Source organism: Thermostichus sp. OS-CIW-20 (assembly GCF_054061455.1).
Window position 1 is genome coordinate 78,717 of sequence record NZ_JBSSEF010000004.1, and the last position, 19,445, is coordinate 98,161.

At 60.5% G+C, this 19,445-nt stretch carries 24 protein-coding genes; 13 read left to right on the forward strand and 11 right to left on the reverse strand.

Annotated features, from left to right (window positions below; translation table 11 throughout):
* The first annotated feature begins 105 nt into the window (after nucleotides 1–105).
* Together ACVWXC_RS02940 and ACVWXC_RS02945 are read left to right on the forward strand one after the other, a co-directional pair.
* Nucleotides 106–687, forward strand: a complete 582-nt coding sequence (locus tag ACVWXC_RS02940; protein WP_011430559.1) for a Uma2 family endonuclease — start codon at nucleotides 106–108, stop codon at nucleotides 685–687.
* 96 nt (nucleotides 688–783) lie between these two features.
* On the forward strand, nucleotides 784–1,116 hold the full coding sequence (locus tag ACVWXC_RS02945; RefSeq protein WP_457390959.1) for a tetratricopeptide repeat protein: 333 nt from the start codon (nucleotides 784–786) through the stop codon (nucleotides 1,114–1,116).
* Here ACVWXC_RS02945 and lipB read toward each other — a convergent pair.
* Together lipB and trxA are read right to left on the reverse strand one after the other, a co-directional pair.
* Nucleotides 1,113–1,895 (reverse strand): lipoyl(octanoyl) transferase LipB, encoded by a 783-nt coding sequence (gene lipB / locus ACVWXC_RS02950; RefSeq protein ID WP_457390957.1) that lies wholly within the window; start codon nucleotides 1,893–1,895, stop codon nucleotides 1,113–1,115. The genes ACVWXC_RS02945 and lipB overlap by 4 nt on opposite strands.
* Before the next feature lie 13 nt (nucleotides 1,896–1,908).
* Entirely contained in the window at nucleotides 1,909–2,241 is a 333-nt protein-coding gene (trxA, locus tag ACVWXC_RS02955; protein WP_011430556.1) for a thioredoxin, read from the reverse strand.
* Between the two features lie 209 nt (nucleotides 2,242–2,450).
* On the opposite strand from trxA, the gene ACVWXC_RS02960 reads away from it, so the two are divergent.
* Nucleotides 2,451–3,707, forward strand: coding sequence for a coenzyme F420-0:L-glutamate ligase (locus tag ACVWXC_RS02960; RefSeq protein ID WP_240527862.1), 1,257 nt, complete (start codon nucleotides 2,451–2,453; stop codon nucleotides 3,705–3,707).
* Here the strand turns inward: ACVWXC_RS02960 and ACVWXC_RS02965 are convergent.
* The 4 genes from ACVWXC_RS02965 to ACVWXC_RS02980 form a co-directional block, all read right to left on the reverse strand.
* Entirely contained in the window at nucleotides 3,682–5,478 is a 1,797-nt protein-coding gene (locus ACVWXC_RS02965; RefSeq protein ID WP_457390954.1) for a SulP family inorganic anion transporter, read from the reverse strand. The two genes, ACVWXC_RS02960 and ACVWXC_RS02965, sit on opposite strands and share 26 nt — an antisense overlap.
* Nucleotides 5,475–6,056: a rhodanese-like domain-containing protein gene (locus ACVWXC_RS02970; protein ID WP_414402763.1), complete on the reverse strand. Its 582-nt coding sequence runs from the start codon at nucleotides 6,054–6,056 to the stop codon at nucleotides 5,475–5,477. The genes ACVWXC_RS02965 and ACVWXC_RS02970 overlap by 4 nt, the downstream gene beginning before the upstream one ends.
* Before the next feature lie 19 nt (nucleotides 6,057–6,075).
* Complete coding sequence (locus ACVWXC_RS02975) at nucleotides 6,076–6,543, reverse strand: DUF29 domain-containing protein (protein WP_414402762.1); 468 nt, start codon at nucleotides 6,541–6,543, stop codon at nucleotides 6,076–6,078.
* 64 nt (nucleotides 6,544–6,607) lie between these two features.
* The gene (locus ACVWXC_RS02980) at nucleotides 6,608–7,327 is read right to left on the reverse strand and encodes an MBL fold metallo-hydrolase (protein ID WP_099813148.1); all 720 of its coding nucleotides are present in this window, start codon (nucleotides 7,325–7,327) and stop codon (nucleotides 6,608–6,610) included.
* 112 nt (nucleotides 7,328–7,439) lie between these two features.
* Here ACVWXC_RS02980 and ACVWXC_RS02985 point away from each other — a divergent pair, with 112 nt between their 5' ends.
* Entirely contained in the window at nucleotides 7,440–7,847 is a 408-nt protein-coding gene (locus tag ACVWXC_RS02985; RefSeq protein WP_457390952.1) for an ArsR/SmtB family transcription factor, read from the forward strand.
* On the opposite strand, the gene ACVWXC_RS02990 is transcribed toward ACVWXC_RS02985, so the two are convergent.
* Nucleotides 7,814–8,230, reverse strand: coding sequence for a YidH family protein (locus ACVWXC_RS02990; protein ID WP_011430549.1), 417 nt, complete (start codon nucleotides 8,228–8,230; stop codon nucleotides 7,814–7,816). The two genes, ACVWXC_RS02985 and ACVWXC_RS02990, sit on opposite strands and share 34 nt — an antisense overlap.
* 16 nt (nucleotides 8,231–8,246) lie before the next feature.
* Nucleotides 8,247–9,395, reverse strand: a complete 1,149-nt coding sequence (arsB, locus tag ACVWXC_RS02995; protein WP_099813388.1) for an ACR3 family arsenite efflux transporter — start codon at nucleotides 9,393–9,395, stop codon at nucleotides 8,247–8,249.
* 150 nt (nucleotides 9,396–9,545) lie between these two features.
* Between arsB and ACVWXC_RS03000 the strand changes: the two genes are divergently transcribed.
* The 9 genes from ACVWXC_RS03000 (at nucleotide 9,546) to ACVWXC_RS03040 (ending at nucleotide 15,350) form a co-directional block, all read left to right on the forward strand.
* Nucleotides 9,546–9,959, forward strand: a complete 414-nt coding sequence (locus tag ACVWXC_RS03000; protein ID WP_011430547.1) for a DUF3119 family protein — start codon at nucleotides 9,546–9,548, stop codon at nucleotides 9,957–9,959.
* Entirely contained in the window at nucleotides 9,956–10,768 is an 813-nt protein-coding gene (gene pgeF / locus ACVWXC_RS03005) for a peptidoglycan editing factor PgeF (protein ID WP_457390949.1), read from the forward strand. The genes ACVWXC_RS03000 and pgeF overlap by 4 nt, the downstream gene beginning before the upstream one ends.
* 64 nt (nucleotides 10,769–10,832) lie before the next feature.
* Nucleotides 10,833–11,174, forward strand: coding sequence for a hypothetical protein (locus ACVWXC_RS03010; RefSeq protein ID WP_011430545.1), 342 nt, complete (start codon nucleotides 10,833–10,835; stop codon nucleotides 11,172–11,174).
* Nucleotides 11,175–11,229: 55 nt separating this feature from the next.
* Nucleotides 11,230–11,661: a DUF6464 family protein gene (locus ACVWXC_RS03015; RefSeq protein ID WP_240527863.1), complete on the forward strand. Its 432-nt coding sequence runs from the start codon at nucleotides 11,230–11,232 to the stop codon at nucleotides 11,659–11,661.
* 20 nt (nucleotides 11,662–11,681) lie between these two features.
* A complete protein-coding gene (gene pyrF, locus ACVWXC_RS03020) occupies nucleotides 11,682–12,380 on the forward strand; it encodes an orotidine-5'-phosphate decarboxylase (protein WP_011430543.1) in 699 nt (232 codons plus the stop codon).
* Between the two features lie 101 nt (nucleotides 12,381–12,481).
* Complete coding sequence (locus ACVWXC_RS03025) at nucleotides 12,482–13,024, forward strand: hypothetical protein (RefSeq protein WP_187147154.1); 543 nt, start codon at nucleotides 12,482–12,484, stop codon at nucleotides 13,022–13,024.
* Complete coding sequence (locus ACVWXC_RS03030) at nucleotides 13,021–14,118, forward strand: hypothetical protein (protein WP_240527864.1); 1,098 nt, start codon at nucleotides 13,021–13,023, stop codon at nucleotides 14,116–14,118. Before ACVWXC_RS03025 ends, ACVWXC_RS03030 begins: the two co-directional genes overlap by 4 nt.
* A gap of 26 nt (nucleotides 14,119–14,144) precedes the next feature.
* Complete coding sequence (locus ACVWXC_RS03035) at nucleotides 14,145–15,176, forward strand: aminotransferase-like domain-containing protein (RefSeq protein WP_206336846.1); 1,032 nt, start codon at nucleotides 14,145–14,147, stop codon at nucleotides 15,174–15,176.
* 27 nt (nucleotides 15,177–15,203) lie between these two features.
* The gene (locus ACVWXC_RS03040; protein ID WP_206336951.1) at nucleotides 15,204–15,350 is read left to right on the forward strand and encodes a hypothetical protein; all 147 of its coding nucleotides are present in this window, start codon (nucleotides 15,204–15,206) and stop codon (nucleotides 15,348–15,350) included.
* Nucleotides 15,351–15,598: 248 nt separating this feature from the next.
* Here ACVWXC_RS03040 and ACVWXC_RS03045 read toward each other — a convergent pair whose 3' ends face one another.
* From ACVWXC_RS03045 to ACVWXC_RS03055, 3 genes are all read right to left on the reverse strand, one after another.
* Nucleotides 15,599–16,726 carry a TMEM43 family protein gene (locus ACVWXC_RS03045; RefSeq protein ID WP_457390944.1) on the reverse strand — a complete coding sequence of 376 codons (1,128 nt, stop codon included), beginning with the start codon at nucleotides 16,724–16,726 and terminating at the stop codon, nucleotides 15,599–15,601.
* 190 nt (nucleotides 16,727–16,916) lie between these two features.
* Complete coding sequence (locus ACVWXC_RS03050) at nucleotides 16,917–17,342, reverse strand: tellurite resistance TerB family protein (RefSeq protein WP_011430539.1); 426 nt, start codon at nucleotides 17,340–17,342, stop codon at nucleotides 16,917–16,919.
* A gap of 88 nt (nucleotides 17,343–17,430) precedes the next feature.
* Nucleotides 17,431–19,278 carry an aminopeptidase P family protein gene (locus ACVWXC_RS03055; protein WP_240527865.1) on the reverse strand — a complete coding sequence of 616 codons (1,848 nt, stop codon included), beginning with the start codon at nucleotides 19,276–19,278 and terminating at the stop codon, nucleotides 17,431–17,433.
* Nucleotides 19,279–19,445: the final 167 nt, after the last annotated feature.

Genomic DNA, 19,445 nt, shown 5'->3' on the forward strand with positions numbered 1-19,445 from the left:
GAGCTAGGCTATTTTAGCCTTTGGCGTCCCCCCTCGAGGAAAAGCCGCTGGGGGATCCCTGCGGGCTTGGCTTGCGGTGTCGAAGGAGCAGCAAGGAGTTTGCAGATGACCGTCGGAGCTGTGCCAACTCAGGGAAAAAGAGCTTGGACAGCCGAAGAATTCATGGCGTTGTCCAGGGAGGGACATCGCTACGAGATTGTTGATGGGAAGCCAATTGATATGGGAAGCGCGGGGGCACTCCATGGTTATGTCTGCAGCCTCCTATTGGCAGCTTTGACCCCCTACGTTTTGTCCAACAAGCTGGGGATCGTTTTAGATTCCAGCACTGCTTTTAAGATGAAGAGTGGAAATTGGCGCTCCCCTGACATCTCTTTTTTTGCTAAAGAACGCTTGCAGGGCATGGCTGAACTGCCCACAGGATTTTTGGAAGGCGCTCCAGATCTGGCTGTTGAAGTGCTTTCCCCCCGCAATACGGTTGAAGAAATTCATGACAAGCTGGTGGAGTACTTTGAAAATGGCAGCCGCCTGGTTTGGCTGGTTCACCCCAGCGAGCACTACGTCCTGGTGTATCGCAGCTCTCAAGAGCCTGACCGCCTCCTGAAATCGGTTGATCTTCTAGAAGGTGAAGAGGTTATTCCAGGATTTGCCCTGCCGGTGGCTCATCTATTCCAGAAGCTTTCCTTGTAACATCCCCCCGCCCTCACTCTAGCCAATAGACCTCCTCCTGAGAAGACCTCGGCCCCAAACACCGCTTCCGAGTTCAACTGGCAGGGATCCCTCAAGTTGCTGCGCGGGGATGCGGTGGCCGCTTTGGCCGATCTGGATCGGGCGGTGCAGTTGGATCCCACCTATGCGCCAGCCTACGTTAACCGCAGCTACGTTTACAACCAGTTGCGCCAGCCCCAAAAGGCCCTGGCCGATGCGGAGCGGGCCATCCAGTTGGATCCAGGGATCCCGGAAGCCTACTTCAGTCGCGGCGTAGCCCACTTGCAACTGGGGGATCGAGAGGCTGCCATGGCCGACTTTCGCCAGGCTTTGGCTCTCTTTTCCAAGAGCGGCAACTTTGCCGACCAGGCCATCCTGCAGCAACTGCTGCGCCAGTTGGGGGTGGATTAGCCTTGAGTCTTTAGAGACTTGCGTTCTCCCAACCACTCTGATAAGGAAACTTCCTGAGCTTGCAGCCCAAAGACCTGACAAAAGGACTTCACCACCACCGGGGCCACTGCCGCCATCGTTACTCGGGGACAAAACTGAACCAGGGATCCCACGGGCCGGTCAGGGATCCCACAGGGCACGATGGCTTGGAAGGCAGCTAGATCCGGGCAGACGTTGAGGGCAAAGCCGTGGTAGGTCACCCAGCGGGAGACCTTGATGCCGATGGCCGCCACCTTGTGGCCTTGCACCCAAACCCCTGTTAGGCCAGGGATCCGCTCCCCCTGCAGGCCGAAGTGGGCCACAGTCTGGATGAGCACCTCTTCTAGGTGGCGCAGGTAGCGATGCAGATCCGGCTGGCCGTGGGAGCCGTAGAGAGTCCTATGGCGCTTTAGGTTGAGCAGGGCATAACCCACCCACTGGCCCGGCCCGTGGTAGGTCACTTCGCCGCCCCGCTCCACCCGCAGGATCTCCGGCCCCTCAGTAACAGGGGACTCTGGCTGAGTGTCTGGAGATCCTATCTGTCCAGCCAGGCTTTTGAGAAACTTGGGATCGGCCCCCGCCCCCAGGGTGTAGACCGGCGGGTGGGTGAGCAACAAAAGCCCATCTGGCACCTGGGGATCGCGGATCATCTGGGCCAACCTGACTTGCTGCCAAGCCCACGCCCTGCGGTAGGGCACCTCTCCCGCCTGGTGAACTTGGAGAACCGGCCCCGCCTCAAGCTCCTGCCAAAACGCCCTCAAGGTCTATCTGCCCTTAGCTGACCGGCAGGCCGATCTGCGCCCGCAACCGCTCCACCAGGGCGCGAGGCTGCAACAGCCCCTCGATGCGGTCAACCGGCTTCCCGTCTTTGAACAGGATGAGAGTCGGCACAGCGTAGATCCCCCAGCGGGCAGCAATGTTGGGGTATTTATCTATATCCACCTTCACGAAGGAAATAGCATCCCCCACCTGCGGCTTCACCTGCTCCAACACCTGAGCCATCACCTGACAGGGACCACACCAGGTAGCGTAAAAGTCCACCAGAATGGGAGTTTTGGATCCCTGGATCATGTCGTCAAAGCTCTTGAACTGCTGTTTTTGGGCCATGGGCAACCTCCAAAGGATGCGGCAGAAAACTTAGGGTGCAATCTATTTTTAGTCTAACTGTTTGAGATGAAGGTGTAGATAGGGATCCTGCTACAGGGTGCTGGCGGTTTCCCGGTAGGATGGCTAGGGCTGGGGAGCGTACCTGTAGTCTAGGGTGCAGGCCTGAAGGAAGGGGCAGACTTGAGCAGGGTTTAAGGAGTGGGATCCCAATGGCAACCATTCGGATGGTGAGCCGAGGTGTGGTGGCTGGCGTATTGGCTGGCATGGTCTTGAGCCTCTGGGGGATCGGGCGCTGGCTTTGGGATCCCTCGGCCTGGATCCAGGTGGTGGCCGGGCTGCTCCTAAGTGTGGCGACGTTGCTGTACTGGCTGAAGACCCGCCCCGCCGACTGTCTGCTGGTGGAGCCCCAGAGCTGGCGCCTCAGCCGCCTCAGCCCTCATCGCTGGCTTATCCAGGCCGAGTTTGTGGCCCGCAACCTCAACCCCCTTTTTGAGGTCACCTTGGCCCAGGTGCAGCCGCGGCTGCATCTGCTCAGCGCCGGCTCCCTCGAAGGGATCCAAAGTAGGATCCGCCTGCGCTCCCGCCATCCGGATCTGCCCCCCCGCCCAGACAACTACTGGCAGGCCTACATCATCTCCCCCCAAAGCCAGACCGGCTTAGAAGTCGAGATCGAGCTAGAGGGGGAAGGGCTGGCAGATTTGCGCTCGGCCTGGCTGGAGTTGGACTACATCCAGTACGGGCGGCAACGGCGCACCCTGAAGACCAGCCACCTGATCCTGCCCTTGCAGGAAGTGGAGCCCTTGCCGGAGCTGGCCTGGCAGCAGCAGGGGCTGGTGAGTTGGGCTCCTGTTCCCACCCATCTGCTTACCCCCAGCGACGACCTAGCCGAGGTGCTGCGGCACTACGTAGGCCCCCATATCCAGCCCGGCGATATTGTGGCCATCTCGGAAAGCGCGGCGGCCATCGTCCAGGGCAACTTTCGCCATCCCCTGCAGGTGCAGCCCGGCTGGCTGGCCCGCACCCTCTGCTACTTCTTCCCTTCCAAAACCAGTCTCTCAAGCTGCTATGGGATGCAGACGTTGATCGACTGTTCGGGGGCCTGGCGGGTGTTGGGGGCTTTTGTCGTCGGATCCCTGGCCAAATTGCTGGGGATCCGCGGAGCCTTCTACGCCCTGGCGGGGGAGCAGGCGGCCTTGATCGACGATGTCACCGGCACCTTGCCCCCCTATGACCAGTTCATTGTCTTGGGACCACGGGATCCGGCCAAGCTGGTGGCCGAGCTCCATGCCCAGACCGGCTACGAGGTGGCCATTGTCGATGCCAACGATCTAGGCGAAGTAAGCGTTCTGGCAACCAGCCCTGGCGTGGAGGAGGAGCTGGTGGAGCAGGCGCTGCGCAAGAACCCAGCCGGCAATGCGGCAGAGCAAACGCCGATTGTGCTCATCCGGAAGCGGCTGCCGGCATAGAGTTCGTCTGAGACTTGAGAACCTGCATCGCCTGGTGGGTCGACAAGAAGAAGCGCTCGGCGCCCACTTTCTCCACAAACCCAGCCCTTTTGAGGCGATCCATCACCGGCCCCTTCACCTCGGCCAGGGCAAAGCCCACCCCCATTTGCTGCAGACGTTCTACCAACTGGGCCAGGGCCTCCAAAGCGCTGCCGTCGACGAAGTTAATGGCGCTGGCCACCAGCAGCACCTGTTCCACTGCTGGCCGCGCTGCTACCTCCTGCAGGATGGACTCCTGCAGGTAGGCCGCGTTGGCAAAAAACAGGCTTTCATCCACCCGCACCGCCAAGATGCGCGGATCGGTAAGCACCTCATGGCGCAGCACGTTGCGGTAGTGCTCGGTGCCCGGCACCTGGCCAACAATGGCGATGTGGGGACGGCTGGCCCGCCAAAGAAAGAGCAGGATGGAAACCAGCACCCCCAGCCCAATCCCCGGCTCCACCCCGATCCCCAACACGCTGGCAAAGGTGACCAGCCAAACCAAGGCATCGCCGCGGTCGTAGCGCCAGCTCTGCAGCAAGGGGTGAAAATCCACCAACCCCAACACGGCTACCAAAACAATAGCTGCCAAGGTCGTCTGGGGCAGGAAGGTAAACAGGGGCATCAGCCAGATCACGGCCAGGGCTATCAGGGATCCCGTCACCACCGAAGCCAGGCCGCTGTTGGCCCCGGCCTGAAAGTTAACTACTGAGCGGCTGATCCCACCGGTTACGGGGTAGCCACCACTTGTGGCTGCGGCCAGGTTGGCCACCCCCAGGGCCACTAGATCCTGGTTGGGATCCACTTTCTGGCGCCGCTGGCTGGCCAGCGACTGCCCCACCGCATAGCTTTCTGTAAAGCCCACCGAGCTAATGGCCAAGGCTGTGGGCAGCAAAGATCTCCACTCTGCCCAGCTCAGCCAAGGGAAGGCCAGGGAGGGCAGGCCAGCCGGAATGGATCCCACCACCGCCACCCCCGCTCTCTCTGAGAGGTTCAACCCCCACACCAGCAGCGTGGTCAGGAAGACGGCTCCCAGCGGCGCGCCCTTGGTGAGAAGTAGGCCCCAGAGGGGTGGGATCCCCCAGCGGCGCAGTTGAGCGGGGAGCTTCTGCTGGGCGTACACCAAGAGGGTGATGGCCAACAGCCCCAGCCCCAGGGTGGCCCAGTTGACTCCCTCCAAGCTCTGCCAGAGCCGTTGCAGCAGCAGCCAGAAGGACTCGGTGTTGGCGATCTTCACCCCCAGCAGATGGCGGAGCTGGCTGAAGGCGATGATCAAGGCTGCCGCGCTGCCGAAGGCCGTTACCACTGAGTGGCTCAAGAAATTGGCCAGAAACCCCAAGCGCAGCAGACCTACCCCTACTTGGATCAAGCCCGCTTCCAGGGCCAAGCCCAGCGCCAGCCGGCCATACTCCGGGCTGCCCGGCTCCGCCAGCGGCTCCAAGCCCGCGGCCACCAGCAGGGAGATGATGGCCACCGGCCCCACCGACAAAGCCCGGCTGGATCCCAGAAAGCCGTAGGCGATCACCGGCAGGATGCTGGCGTAGAGGCCCGCCTGGGGAGGCAGCCCGGCCAGCAGCGCGTAGGCCATGCTCTGGGGCACTAGAAGAGTGGCTGTAACCAGTCCGGCAATGAGATCCCCCGGCAGATCCTCTCGCCGATAGCGAAGCCACCACAAGGAATCCTTGGCAAAGGGCAGGTAGCGCGCCCAGATCCCCTGCTTTGTAGAAGAGGCGGACGGGATCTCGCTGCTCATAGCGTCTGACCTCGGTTCCAGGGCATGCGGGCCAACAGCAGCGCCAGGCCGCAGGTGTTGGTGATCCCGGCAAACACCAGCCCGGCTCCCACAAAGCCGCTCAACACCAGCCAGGCCGGATGGACAAAAGCTCCCAGCAGGGTGCCGGCCACCACCAGGGATCCCGCCGCAATTTGAACCTGCCGCATCAGCGAGATGGGGGCGTTGCGGGTGCGGGTGGTGGGCAGCTTGGCGGCCTTCCAGGCTTCGATCCCGCCCTTTAGGCTCATCGCTTCCGGCCAGCCGTACTCCAGCAACTGACAGCCGGCGCGGATGGAGCGGCTGCCCATGCGGCACTGCAACACCACCGGTTTTTCCGGCGTCGAGGCGGGCACCTTGGCCGGATCAAAGCTAGACAGAGGCATGTTGATCGCCCCTGGGATCCGCTCATCGGCATATTCTCCCGGCTCCCGCACGTCGATGAGCTGTACCCGCCCTTGATCCAGCCACTGCTTTAAGGTCAGGGCGTCGATCTCCTTGAGACGGGGATCCCGTTCCTGCTGAGCGGAAGGCGTAGGATTTTGTCGGGCTACAGTCATTGGTTTCCTCCTCGGGTAACTAACCTTCTTCCTCAAGCAACCTGCTGGGCTCGCCGGGGTAAAACTGGCTATCCAGGATTTGCTCGGGAGCGTAAGGACACGTCTTGGGAAAAGTCTTTCTGGGCAGCTTGGTCTCTTCCAGGGCTAGCTGCAGCGCCCTCAAGTAAGACTTGGAGATGGCCTCCGGCAAATAGGGCCTCAAGCTGGGGTTTTCTTCCAATAGATCCAGAACTTCCTGTCGCTGCACCTGTAGGGTAAGAAGCCAGCTTACAGATCTAGCCTGCGGCTGATACTCCCATTTCAGAAGGTGCCCCACCAAAACCCCTAGCCGGTTGCGCAGCTCTTGCCGCTGTTGCCTGCCCAACGATTCCATCTCCTCAATCAAATGGGGCAGGTCTAGCTTCTCCCAGGCCCGCTCCCGCAGCAGTTGGGCTTGTTGCTGCGTCCAAGCATAGAAATCCCTCTCATAGAGATTTTGGGGTTCCACTCTCAACCCTCCTGACGGGCTGCCTGAGAGAAGTCTACCCAGCGCCAAGCCTTGCGGCCTCCCCCTAAACCGCGGCTGCTGCCACTTGGCCGCACTGCTCGTTGGCCGGCACCGCCTCCTGAATCTTCTTGGGCTGAGGTAGGTTGAGGCTGTTCATCAGGGCGATGAAGCTCTCCCGCGAACGCAAATTTCCGGTCTCCGGATCCACAAAGCGGGGGTTCCAGCGCTTCTCTTCGCCAATAGTGGAGACGGTGTGCCCCCGGTAGTCATGGCCGGGATAGACCAACGTCTCGTCCGGCAGGGTAAACAGGTGCTGGGTAACATGGTCATACATCAGGCCGGGATCCCCGCTCTGGAAATCCGTGCGCCCACAGCCGCGAATGAGCAGGGCATCGCCGGTAAGAACGCGATCCCCATTGACGCGATAGGTCATGTGGCTGTCGGTGTGGCCCAGGGTGGCGATGGCCTCGATGACAATGGATCCCACCTGCAGCGTTTCCCCATGGCCGATAAAGCGATCCGCACATTGCGCCTTGGCCTGAACCGGCACCACCCCTTGGCAGCCGGTCAGCTCGCGCAGCTTGCCAGTGCCGGTGATGTGATCGGCGTGGACGTGGGTTTCCAAGCAGTACTTCAAGGTCAGACCCAGCTCTCGAATTAACTTCAAGTCCCGCTCCACCTGCTCCAAAACGGGATCCACCAGAGCTGCCTCGCGGGTGTCTGGGTCTGCGATTAAATAGGTGTAGGTGCTCGTCTCGGTGTCGAACAGTTGGCGAAATAGCATGCTGCCCTCCTGTCTGTTGGCAAAACCCGAACGCGATCCAATTCGGGCCTCTAGATCTACTGTATAACTATTTAGTGTTAAAATCAAGCCAGCGCATCCCTCAAGACAGGCTATGGATTGGGACGAGCTCGTGAAAGGTGGCAAAGACGAGTGCCAGTTGACTCTGACGCCGGAAGTGCTGACCAGCGTAGCGGATTACTTCAAGGTTTTGGCGGAGCCCAGCCGGCTGCAGATCCTGTGTCAGTTGCGCTCGGGACCCAAGAACGTCACCCAGATCTTAGAGGCCACCGGCATGGGCCAGGCCAACGTTTCCAAACATCTCAAGATCTTGGCGCAGGCAGGGATCGTCAGCCGCGAGCCCAGGGGCGTGAGCGTCTACTACCAAATTGCCGATCCCATCTGCTTTGAGCTGTGCGAGGTGGTGTGCAAGCAGTTGATTAAGCGGCTCAAGCAGCAAGCCCGGCAATTGCAGCCGCTGGCAGCCCTTCACTCCGGCAGGCTGAGCCGGGAAGGCTCCTGAGGGCGGGGGCGGCGCAGCATCAGGGGAAGACTCAGCAGCCCAAACAGGGCCACCACCGCAGCCATGATCCAGACGAGAAAACGGCTGGGGCGAAAGTTGCCCGCCTCGATTTGCCGCATCACCTGGTTGTAGCGCCAGGTTGAAAGGCCAATTGTCAGGATCCCAAAGATCACCAACAGGAGGCCCAGGTTCTGGGTACTCAAGAGGCCGTGGCTCGGGGAGGGCTGCTCGGGGGAGCTGGAAGCTTCGATCTGCTGCAGAAAGAGGCTGAAGCGGGTGAGGGCAAAACCAAAGGCAATGAGAGCCACAGAGGTGCGCAGCCAAGCCAGAAAGGTGCGCTCGTTGGCCTGGTGTTCCCGTTGGCGATCCGGGGGCAGGTTCATGGGCTGAAGGGATCCCTCAGGGGCTAATTTTAAGGCAGCGGGGATCGGGCAAGCTGGCCTTTTCCGGCTGGCGGGGGAAATAAAAGGCGGTACGCCGGCAGATCTCCACCAACATCAACATCACCGGCACCTCGATCAACACCCCTACGACGGTGGCCAGGGCGGCCCCTGAGTTCAAGCCAAACAGCACCACCGCCGTTGCAATGGCCACCTCAAAGTGGTTGCTGGCGCCGATTAAAGCTGCCGGAGCCGCATCCTCATAGCACAAGCCCAGTTTCTGGGCTGCCACATAGGTGATGCCGAAAATGAGGTTGGTTTGAACGAAAAGAGGCACTGCGATCAACAAAATGTGGAAGGGATTTTCCACAATGAGATCCCCTTTAAAAGCAAAAAGAAGCACCAACGTCACCAGCAAGGCGGCGATGGCAATGGGGTTGAGGTAGCGCAAAAAAGCTTTTTCAAACCATTCCCGGCCCTTGGTTTTGAGAATCCAATAGCGGGAGGCTGCTCCTGCAACTAACGGTAGGCCCACATAGACGGCCACCGACAGCAAAATGGTTTGCCAGGGCACCGTTAAATCGCTCATGGCCAGCAGCCAGCGGCCCAGCGGTGCGTAGAGGAAGAGCATGGTTAAAGAGTTCACCGCCACCATCACCAGGGTGTGGCCCTGGTTGCCATAGCTGAGATAGCCCCACATCAGCACCATGGCTGTACAAGGAGCAATGCCCAACAAAATGGCCCCGGCAATGTAGGAGCTGCTGAGGCTAATCTCTGTGCCGCGGATGATTTCCGTGCCGGTTATCCAAGGGGCAAACAGCCACCCCAAAAAAAACTGGGCGATCACCACCATGGTAAAGGGCTTCACCAGCCAGTTCACGGCCAGGGTCAACAGCACTGGCTTGGGAGATTTCAAAGCATAGGCTGCCTGGCCGAAGTCAATTTTCACCATGATGGGATACATCATGAAAAACAGGCAGACGGCAATGGGAAGGGAGACCTGATAGAGGCTCAAGGCATCCAAAGCCTCGGCCACGCCCGGAAACCATCGCCCCAGGAGGATCCCGGCAACAATACACAGGGCCACCCAAAGGGTGAGATAGCGCTCAAAAAAGCTCAGGGAGCCGCCGCTGGGGAGAGCTTTGGGGTCAGATGCGGTTAGGGCCATGATCAAAAGCCGCGTTCCTGTGTGCTCTGTCAGGATACATCAAAACAACTTGTTTGGTATGCCCCCAACTTACCCAGAGGCGGGATCCCTCCGGAGAAAGGTAGTGGCAGCGGCGTAAAATGGAGCTGGCAAGCGGAGGAGAAGCAAAAAGTGATCAAACCCCACTCTGCCCATCTGTTGACCCCCGACTTCCGCCTCAGCTTGGCAGTGCTGGCTTTGGCGGTGCCGCTGTTGTGGCTCTCGTTTTGGCTAGGGTTGGGAGTGGGGTTGTTTGGCCTGTTTTTGCTGGTACAGACCTGTCTGATCGGGCTGGCCTTTACCCGCACGGCGCTGCAGGTCTACAGCGGCTCCCGGCGCATCCGCGAGTTCCCCTACAGCGAGTGGCAGGACTGGCAGATCTTCTGGCGGCCGGTGCCGATTTTGTTTTTCTTCCGAGAAAGCCGGAGCATTCACTTTTTGCCGATGCTCTTCAACCCGGTCGAGCTGCGCATCTGCCTGGAGGAGCGGCTAGGCCACCTGCACGCCCGACGGCAGGGATCCCCTTTCCACCCATCAGGCCGATGAGCGGTTCCGGGGGCTGGGTTTGGCAAGAGGTAGGGAGATGGCGTTGGCTGCAGTGTCAACTGCTGGCGGGGTGGCCCCATGCTTTTGGCTGTCGTCAAGCTTCCCCCTATCAACCAGCCGATATGGCCGACCAGTTGCAACTCCTCCCAGAACGAGCTGCGTGGGGCCACCAGGTGCATGGCTGTCGCTGGACGTGGGCGGATGCAGTTGTCTTCTCCCAGGGGAGGGCTTCAGGTTCTCACGTCGGGGAAGGGAGTTTCGCCCGTCCCGAAGCAGATGCCGTGATCGCCCGTCGCCCAGGGGACTCGGCCTGGGTTTGCACTGCCGACTGTGTGCCCATTTTGGTGGCCAGCCCCCACTGGGTGGCCGCAGTTCACGCCGGCTGGAGGGGGACGGCTGCCGGTATCCTGACTAAGGTGCTGCAGGCCTTTCTCCAGGGGGGGATCCCTGCCAGCCAAATCCGCATTGCCCTGGGGCCGGCCATCTCCGGGCCAGCCTACCAGGTTTCTCAGGAAGTGGCCGAGCAGGTGCTGCAGTCGCTGCCTTCAGGGGTAGACCCACAACCTGCCCTCTGGCCAGATCCTCTGCCGGGTAAGGTGCGCCTGGATCTGCGCTGGATCAACCGCGCCCAGGCCGAAGCTCAGGGGATCCCGCCGGAGCACATCGCCATCAGTCCTCATTGCACCTTTGGCCAGCCTCAGGATTTCTTTTCCTATCGCCGCGAGGGGGCCTTAGAGGATGACCAGGGCCGTCGTTGCGTGCAGTGGTCGGCGATTGGCCTGCCAAAGGCGGCTTTTGACAAATCCTAGCTGCCAAAAATAGCAGCTATAATTGCCCTCAAAACTCAACCCTATCTCGCGGGGGAGGGATCCCATGCTTTGCCGGCTTGCCCTTCGGGGGTTGGTTTGGGTGGCTTTGTCTTTCCCTTTTGCCTTTGTCGGAGAAGCCCCTGCCCAGACCTCTCTGACGGGCATCAACCGCGACAACGTACTGCAACTGAACATCGGGCCCGGACGCCGCCTGGCTCCAGGGCCCGCAAAGGGTTCCGGCTCCGAGCAAGGCCAGGATCCCACCGTTCCCTCGGCGCTGATGTGGGCAGAGTGGCATATCCGCGCCAATGTTTGTACCGGCAACCTATCTGCCGAAGAATTGGCGGAGCTGTTTCCCTTGGTCAACCAAGAGTTAGTAGATGCCGTTTGTCAAGGGGGAAGTTAGCCGGCTTGCCCAGGCAAGCGGTAAGGTGAAAAGAAAGCTCTCAGGTTGCTGCTGCATGGATTTTGAGAAGCTCTTGGAGGAATGGGTGGCAGCCTTCACCCAGGCGGCGGAAGAAAGCCTCACCGCTTTGGAAGCCGCCCTGACGGAGTTGGCGGAACACCTGGCCGCGCCTCTCCAAGAAACCCTTCGGCAGTGGGAAGCCTTCTGGAGCCTGGAGGAGGAGCCGCAGCCCGGTTCAGAGCTCGATGAGGAAACGTTCAACCCTGCTGGGGGGGAGTCCTTCAGCACCAGCCGTTTCTTCGTCAGCCCACTGGGGTTCGGGGGTGTAGTTGTTTATACTTATGTCGCTTCGCCGCCTGGCTGGATTGGGGATCCCACCTGTCGCTACAATGCCCTTTCCCCGGAGTTGCGCTGTGCCGTCAACCCCTATGGCCCCTGTGAAGGCTGCCCCCACTATGAGCCGCGAGAGCGGAGCCCTTCGCGTTAGCCGGCCTGAGGGCTTTCGCCATGCAGGGTAGCCGCCTCATTGTTGCTCTAGATACCGCTTCTTGGGAGCAGGCCCTGAAGTGGGTGGATCGCCTGCCCCAGGTGCTGTGGTGGAAGGTGGGCCTGGAGCTGTTTACGGCTGTTGGCCCTCAGATTTTGCAGGCCCTTAAGGAACGGGGCAAGCGCATTTTTCTCGATTTAAAGCTGCACGACATTCCCCACACAGTGGGGCGGGCCGCTCAGGTGGCCGTTGGTTATGGGGTGGATCTGCTCACCGTTCATGCCGCTGGCGGCAGTGCCATGTTGCGGGCAGCAGTGGCCGCCACCCAGGGCAGTTCTTGCCGGCTGTTGGCAGTTACTCTTCTCACCAGCCTTGGCCCCGACCAGGTGCGGCAGGAGTTGGGCGTTGAACGAGATCCCGGCGACTATGTGTTGCAGTTGGCGCGGCTAGCTCTGGATCAAGGCGTGAGCGGGCTGGTCTGCTCCCCCCAGGAAGTGGGACGGCTACGGCAGGCTTTGGGGCCGGAGGTGCTGCTGGTAACCCCAGGGATCCGCCTTGGGGATCCAGAAGCGGAGGACGACCAGCGGCGGGTCTGCACCCCCGCGGCAGCGCTGCGGGCGGGGGCCGATTATTTGGTGGTGGGCCGCCCCATCACGGCGGCTGCGGATCCCGTTTCGGCCTGGCAACGCTTTCAAGCTGTAGAGGAAGCGATCGGCTGAGGATTGGGGCAATGCCGTTCCTAGGCTGGTGTAGCCGGCGAAGAAGACAAGCGGGCGGGTATCTTTTCCCCCACCCCGCCCGAGGGGGGTGGCGGATAGGTTTGTCGGCGGCTTTGGGGTTGTGCTGCCTTACTGCCACAGCAGCCAGAGGAGAAGTTTGTGCTGCCGATCCGCAAACCTGGGCTGAAGCCCTGACAGAGCAGTTGCCCTTGTTTCTCAATTTGGCCTTGAGCCGCGCCCGCTCAGACTTTCAGGTGGTGTTGGTGGGCCGGCCAGAGGCCGAACTCCTCTCTGCCGAGGAGCTGGCCCAGCTTCTGCCGGATAGCCCAGCCGCCTCGGCTTCCCAAGGCTTTCGCTTGTATTTCACCACGCTGGAGCGCCGCTTGGTTCTGCCCCAGCAGCCCGAGCGGGAGGATAACCCCCTAGCCGGTCGGCGCAGCGAAACCCTGCAACTGGCTTATGAAGCTTATGTGCTGCGGGCTACACCTGGGGATCCCTGGCAACTGGTGCGCCTGCAGGTTACCGGCGCCGGTGTTCCTGTCCGCGACGTCACCGAAGGACTGACCGCCCAAGCCATTCGTCGCTGGCAGGAGGCTGGGTGTCCCTTGACGGGCGATCTAGAGTTGACTAGGCCTACCCTATGAAGTTTCCCCCCGCCATGCCTCCTCAGGGCAAACGGCTGTCTCGTCCCTCTTTTCCTCAACTGAGCCTGTCCAGGGCGGACAAACGTCGGCACCACCGCCCAGACGGGCTCAGTTGGGTGAGCCACTGGCTGCTGTGGGGAGGGATCGGGTTGCTGCTGGGTCAGCGGCTCCGCTTTGTGGGGCAACCGGCTCAGATGCTGTGGTGGCGCGCTGTGCCCATCAGTGGCCCTGAGGGATCCCTGCCCCCTGTCCAAGCGGAACTGCCTCTCTACCATTCAATTGCAAACGGGCTACTGCCCTGGCTGGCTGAGGGAACCGGGATCCCCCCCGAAGGGATCCTGCGAGCTGTCTCGGCCCTGGCCTGCCTGGTAATCCTGCTGTTGTGCTGGAGCTGGGGCAATTTCTGGAGCGCTGGCCTGTGGGGACTCAGCCCCTGGGTGCTGACCCAGGGTTTGGAGCCGGGCAACGAGATCTTGGCCAGCCTGGTCTTGTTGGTCAGCAGCGGTGTTGGACCGGGATCCCGCCTGCGCTGGGGGGGTTTGGCGCTGGCCTGTGCCTTGAGCTACAAAGTTTGGCTCTTGGCCCTGCTCTGGGGGGCGCTATGGACTAGCCAACACTGGCCGCGGCAGCGGTTGCAAGGGCTACTCTGGCTGCTGCTGGTGATTGGCCTCTCCTGGTTGCTGCGGGTCGAGCTGCCCGCCGATCCCTTCACCGGGACAGAGCGCTTTCCTACGGCGACGGTGTCCTATTCGCTCACCAGCCAAAGCGGCCTGGCTGTTCTGGCCACCTTGATGTTGCCCTTGGGGCTGGCCTTGGTGCGGCTGGGTTGGCCCTGGGCGGAACGCCAACAAACCCTGCTCAGCTTGGCTGGTTTGGGCCATGTCCTGTGGATGGGGGTGCTAGCAGCTTGGCTTTGGGATCCCCAGATGAACCTGTTGCAGCAAAGCGCCCGTTGGGGCCTGGTGGCCCTGCCCTTTTTGTGCCTGAGTGCCGGTGGCGTCTTGGCGGAGATCCCCTGCCGGGGCTGGCGACAGTTTTTGGGATCCCTGCTCTTAGCCAGCTCGTTCTTGTTATCGTGGCAAGCGTTGGCCTGAGTTCTTCTCCTGCCTTGAAGATTCGGATGCGGCCCCTCTTAGAGACCCTGTTCGCCCGGCGGGCCCAGGCGGTGATCCCGCCTCCTGTTGGCGCGGAGATCGCTGGGGCGGTGCCGGTAGTAACCAGTTTTACCTTTGGCCTGGCGGATCCGCGGTTGTTTCCCAAGGCCGACCTGGCGCGGGCGACAGCGGAGGTGTTGGCGGAAGATGGGGATGCTGCCCTCAATTACGGCGGCACCTTTGCCGGGTTGATCGAGGTGGTGCAGCAGTTGATGCGGGCCAGAGGGGTGGAGGCGCAGCCGGAAAACCTCTTGATCGGCTATGGCTCTGGGCAGATCCTTGGCCTCTTGCCCCAGGTCTTTGTGGAGCCGGGGGATGTGGTGATCGTGGAGGGGCCCACCTTCATGGGGGCGGTCAGCCGTTTTGCGGCGGCAGGGGCGCGTCTGATCTCGATCCCGGTGGATGGGGAGGGCATGGTGGTGGATCGCCTGGAAGAGGTGTTGCGCGAGCTAGCCCGCCAAGGGATCCCACCCCGCTTTATCTACACCATTCCCACCTTTCACAACCCTAGGGGCTGCACCCTCTCTTGGCCGCGGCGGCAGAAGCTGCTGCAGTTGGCGGCTGAATACGGCGTGGTGGTGGTGGAGGACGAGGCCTACTACGACCTGCGCTTTGTCGGGGATCCCTTGCCCAGTTTGGCCGCGCTGGATAAAGAGGGCTGGGTTCTGCACGTGGGCACCTTTTCCAAGATTGTGGCGCCGGGGGTGCGGGTGGGCTGGGCCTGTGGCCATCCCGAGATCATCCGCCGCTTGGAGATGTTTCGCAGCGAGGGATCCCTGGGGCCTTTTTTGGGCCGGGTGGTGGCCCGATACTGCGGGGAAGGCCGCCTAGAGAGCCACATTCAGCTTTTGATCCGCCGTTACCGAGAAAAGTGCCACCTGATGTTGGAGGCCATCGCTCAATGTTTTCCCCCTGAAGTCAAGGTGGAGGCCCCTGGGGGTGGATTCTTTATCTGGTGCGAGCTGCCCCCTCCCCTGAGTGCCAACACCTTGCTGTAGGCCACCCGAGCGCTGGGGGTAACTTTCTTGCCGGGTACCCACTGCTTTGCTGATGGCCAAGGGGATCACGCCCTGCGCCTCGCCTTCAGCTACCAACCGGAAGAGCGCATCCTCAGCGGCATCCAGATCCTCGGAGAGCAACTGTACAAACTCATGGGCCAACGATCAATATAGGAAAAAGAATCTGCTAGGGCAGCCACAAAGCGGCTCTTAACCTTCGGGGATTAGTAGGTTGGTCGCTCCAAATTGCGTTGAAACCGTTTGCCTTGATCCCCAGCTCCTTTTGTCCTTCGGGAGAGAAGTTGGGGGTGAGGGGAAAGTAAGAGGAATCGAGACAAGCTATTTCGCTGCTCTTCGGAGCAGCCATATTTGAATGGATGCAGCAGCGCTGCAAGCTCTTTGCTGTGCCGGCAGAGGAACTCTTAAAAACCTGCCACTTGCCGTCTGGGACGTCGCCCCAGCACGTTGAGGATGAAAACTCCCGCCACACCCAAACAGAGGAGCAGCGCCACCGGATTATGCACTATCGATGAGACTAAAATAGTCGTCCCTGTTAAAACCAAGGCTATGAAAAAGGTGACCACTCTCGTCATAGATCGCCCCAGGCCGCTTAGAAAAGGAAAGATGCTGAGCATCGTATGAAGGGGGACGAAGAAAGAGTCGGCCCCGATCCACATCATCAAGAATCCCACAAAGCGCAGGATCCAAGTCAGGGCATTGTGTTCGGCAGCAAGACGCTCAATGGCTGCAAATCGATCGCTGGCAAATAGCCGATAAAATCGAATGCTGCGCGGCCCCAGGTAGCTCTCTAGGCTGTTAAGGGTGGCCAAACGACCAAAGACAGTTACTTGAGTTCCGCTGTACAAGGCAGTGTACGAAGTTCGCATATCGCCAATTTGTGGATTGGCCAGGGTTCCCCGCCCCTTGAAAACATAAGAGCCTTCCACCCTAGCTGGGATCCCCGGGATCAACGTTTGGGGCTCCAGAGGAACAGCGTAGGGAGTTTCGATCTGCAAATCTTGCATTCCAATTCGGTAATTCCCAATTTGAGCCTGGCTGACTCGAAAGAGTTGGCTGGAAAAAGCCATCGGTGGGTTGACGTGCTCACTGCTGCGATAAAACCGGCTTGAATCTTCGGGGTTTTCCGTCCAGACTTTGGTGTAAGTATAGATTGTCTCTCTGACTTCCGATCCGCCAAACTCCTCTTGAGTGCGAGTTTCTTTTTCCTCTTCCCAAGCATACATTTCCGCCTTGCGCCTGACGGCAATATACGGCCCTGGCCGCAGGAAGAGATTATCGCCCAAAAGCTCATTGCTGGTAATTGGGCCTGTGAGCGATACTAAGCTTCCAAGAGGCGCAGAGGGCGAGCCCAATGGACTGATTTCAATGGCCCCAGTTGCCACTTGGGCAAGGTTGACCCGCCCCTCATTCCAAAACAAAAGCCAGAACGATCCCAAAAATAAAATCAATCCAACAAACACTGATACAAAAGAACTGGCCAGCCGCGAGCCAAACCCAACCCGCTCTACCTGTCTATAACGCTCAGCCATAGCCCTGTCCCCAGCGATGACTTCAGTCTAGCACAGCCCCTTCTATTTATCCATGAAATCTAGCCGTTTTATAGAAATAGAATTATAGAATTCAGAGCAAGTTTTTAACTTTTCCAAACTTATGTCTATTCCAGAAGTAGATTGCACCTCGTACAGGTTATGAGAACCCTATTTTTCAGCTAAGAATTGATTAAGCAATGTCCCCCCTTACAGCCTTGACCAGGCGCCGGAAAAACTGCCCCACGCCCTTCACCAGATGGGGTGCCGATTCTGGGCGAGGCGGGATCCCTGCCATTAGGGTGTAGTAGTCATCCAAAAGGTCGTGCTCTTCCGGAGAAACGGCGTTGTCGGCCATCATCAGGTTGCCGATTGCCCCCAGAAGTTGTAGGCGCTCGGTTTCGGTGGCCTGGGCGAGATAATCGGCCATCCAGCGCTCCGTTTGCGCCATCGGAATGGGCTCTTGGATCAGCTCTCGCAGCTCGGCATCGTGCTCCAAACCATAGCGGCGCAGCAGGGATCTCAGATAGGCCAACTCCTGCGGCTCTAGGTGCCCATCGGCCCAGGCGGAGCCGGCCACAATTTTGAGGATGAGCCGATGTTGGGTTGTCGGGTTCATGGCGGGATCCCTTGTCGCTAGAGGTGCCGCTGGCGGTCGGGGTTCTGGGGCCCTGAGCGAGCTGGGAAGGGGCTGGCCAGGGGCAGTCTCACTCGGCGAGGCCGCAGGCGCGTTTTAACCAGGCGGCATCTTGTTCTGACAAGGTGGCGTGGTGAATGGCGTAGACCTGGCGGTGATACTCCTCAAGCCAAGCCCGCTGTGCCTCGTCCAAGAGATCCCAATCGATCAGCCGCCTATCGAAAGGGATCCAAGTCAGGGAGCGAAAGCCCATCCAGCCCTCTGGCTCCGGAATTGCAATCACTTCGTAGAGGTTCTCTAGGCGAATTCCACCCCAGCCCGGCTGGTAGTAGCCCGGCTCGATACTGGTGATCATGCCTACCTTGAGGGGGGTGCTGGCGCGGCGGTGGATCCCGTTGGGCCCCTCGTGGACGTTCAAAAAGGCGCCGACACCGTGGCCGGTACCGTGGCCGTAGTCCAGCCCCGCTTGCCAAAGGCTGGAACGGGCAATGCCATCCAAGGAGACGCCGTAGGTATCGGGGGGGAAGATCTGACGGGCGCAGTGAATGTGGGCTTTGAGCACCTCGGTGTAGCGCCGCCGGCACAGGGGATCCGCCGGTTGCGGGCCAATCCAGAGGGTGCGGGTAGCGTCGGTCGTGCCCCCCAGGTAGTGGGATCCGGAATCCAACAGAAACAACTCGCCTGTCTGCAAGAACTTCTGGGGATCGGGGGTGCCGTAGTGGACGATGGAGCTGTTGGCGCCGGCCCCGGCAATGGTGTTGAAGCTCAGGCCCACCCAATCCCCTTCCTCGCGGTAGTGGGCCTCCATAACAGCGGCCACATCGGCTTCGCTGATGGGGATCCCTGCTTGGATTTGCCGGTCAATCCAGGCCAGGGTGCGGATCTTGGCCCGGCTGGCTTTGCGGTTGGCCAGGCGCATCTGCTCCAGCTCGGTGGGGTTTTTGACCGCCTTGAGGAGATCCACGGGGTGATCCAACTCGCGACAGGTTGCCCCCCGCAGCAGCTCTTGCGTGCCCTGGGTAGTCTGCTTGGGATCTACTCCCACTGGCCCGTAGCGCTCGGCCCACTGGGGCAGTTGTTCCCGGTAGGCCTCGTAGGGCCAGAGCTCTACCCCTGCCTCAGCCAGCACTTGCTTTGCGGAGGGAGTGAGGCGCTCCAGATCAGTAAACAGGGCAACCCTCTCCAGGGCAACTAGCGCATAGGCGCGGAAGACCGGGTTGTAGGGAATGTCGGAGCCGCGCAGGTTAAACAGCCAAGCTACCTGATCCAGTTTGGTTAGGGGCAACAGTCCCACCCGCTTGCGGCGCATCTCCTGGCGCACCTGGGCCAGCTTGTCGCTGGGGGGGGCTCCGCAGAGCTGGGCAGGGACAGGGTAGATGGGTTGCTCCAAGAGGGCTTGGCTAGATTCCTTGGCCAGCTTGTCCAGTGGGTTTTCGCTAACCGGCACCAGCAGCACTCCTCCGGCTTGGGCGTGGGCTTGCAACTGGCGGTAGGTGGCCACCGACACCGTAAAAGGATCCACCCCCAGGCGAAAGCCGGATCCCAGCTCTTCCACGATCTCCATCAGGCTGGGCTGATCCGGCAGGCCGCCTTTGATCACCGTAAACAGGTTGGGATCCACCTCCCGCTCCGCCTGCTCGTGGTAGCGGGGATCCACCCACAGCCAGGCGCGGTCTTGGCTGATTAGGGCATCGCCCACCGAGCCGGTAAAGCCCGTGATCCACTGCCGCCGCTTGCGATATTCCAGCAAATACTCATTGAGGTGCTCATCAGCCGAGGGCACCCAAAAGCCATCGAGATTTTGTTCCTGCAAAAGCTGGCGCAACTGCTGCAAACGAGTGGCAATATCCAGGCGGGGCAGGGTTTGGAGCATGGTGGGGATGAGAGGGAGATCTGGGCCGATGACCTTAGAGACCAATATAGTTCTCTTTACCTTGGGAAAGCAGATGGGAAGAGAGGAACCGGCTACCTAGGCCGCTGGTCAACTGCGAAGCAGTAGCCAAGGGCTTCTGCGTTATTGCTAGGCGACGCGGTTGCGAACGCACCGCTCTAACTCCCCTCTCCCTCTGGGAGAGGGGCTGGGGG